Annotated in this window: 1 protein-coding gene; it reads left to right on the plus strand. The window is 48.2% G+C overall.

Annotation, left to right across the window (positions count from 1 at the left end):
* The coding region (locus tag ACFIL8_RS10225) for a phage tail tape measure protein (protein WP_375689681.1) at positions 1-1,460 on the plus strand (1,460 nt) is incomplete at both ends.

The raw sequence follows: 1,460 nt of genomic DNA on the forward strand, positions 1-1,460 counted from the left end.
TGTTGCTTTTGATATGACGGGAGATCAGATTGGGGAGCGCTTTGCCAAATTGCGCAATGTCTTTAAGCTTAATCAGGAAGGCATTGAAGATCTAGGTGATGCTATCAATCATCTCTCGAACCACATGGCGGCAAAAGCCAGTGAAGTGTCTGATTTTACCAATCGAGCCACCGGTGCGGCAACCATGTTTAAGCTCACTGCGCGCGAAACCGCGGCATTTGGTACAGCGATGATTTCTGCTGGGATTGTTCCAGAGAGTGCTGCGCGTGGTTTTAATGCCATGAGTGCGCGCATTCAAGCAGGGGGCAAGCATATTGAAGATGCTTTTGCCAATATTGGGCTTTCCCGCGAAAAATTCATGCAAGATCTGGACAAAGATGCCACCGGTACCTTGGTACGCTTTTTTGATGTGTTGGGTAAATCCGAACAGGGCATGCGTTCGCTGATTGCCATTGCGGGGCGCGATTTTACTGGTGATTTTGCCAAATTGGTGGGTAACCCCGAATTGTTAGGGCAAGCTTTAGATTATGTGAAAGATCCACAAGTCTTTAAAGGCTCTGTAGAACAAGAAGCAGACAAACAAGCAACCGGTGCCATGCGGCAATTTGAACTCTTACAAAACCGCATTGTGGCTTTAGGGATTAGCATTGGTGAAGTGCTTCTGCCTCCTCTCAACAGTCTCATGGAAACTGTTGGTAATTTTACTAATGGGCTTATGGCGTGGGCGAATGCCCATCCCACTTTAACAAGTGCCATTATCAAAACCATTGCTGCCCTGATGGCTTTTAATATTGCTCTGCGCGTGTTGCGCTTTACCATGGCTGGCACACGTCTTGGGATTCTTCAATTGATGGGCTCTTTTATCAAGATGGGTGCTGTTAGTCGTGGTGTTGCTGCAAGCTGGCGGGGCTTAGCAGCCGCAGGGCGCTCGCTGGGTTTAATAGCAGCAAGCTTTGGTGGAAGTGCGCTGCGTCTTCTTCGCCCCATGACTTTACTGGTAGGGGCTTTACGGGGGATTGCTGTCTCAGGAAGTGCATTTGCTGCCTCTTTTGGTTGGATCGGGACAGCGATAGAAGTGGCTGGGGCAGCTATTTCCTCTGTTGTGGGGGGTATTTTTACCCCGATCGGGGCGGTCATTGCTGCTGTTGTGGCTGTCATCCTTGCTGCTGGTTTTGCTTTGTGGAAATATTGGGATCGTTTTTCTTCTTTTGTCAAAGGTTTTGCACGGGGGGTATCTCGGGCTTGGGGGCGTGCCTTTGAAGCCGTCATGCGCTTTTTTGGTGCTGATACCACCACCATCACCAAATGGAAAAATATCATTGCTGCTGCTTTTGATTTCTCTCAAACTTGGCAAAAGTTTAAACAAGAGCTTAGCGCTGTTGTCGAGTGGTTTGGCAATTTGTGGGAGGGCGTTAAACAAAGCTTTTCCAACTTTTGGCAATGGTTGAAGAGTTTTTTTA

Source organism: Bartonella sp. AP57NXGY, assembly GCF_042195805.1.
Lineage (GTDB): Bacteria > Pseudomonadota > Alphaproteobacteria > Rhizobiales > Rhizobiaceae > Bartonella.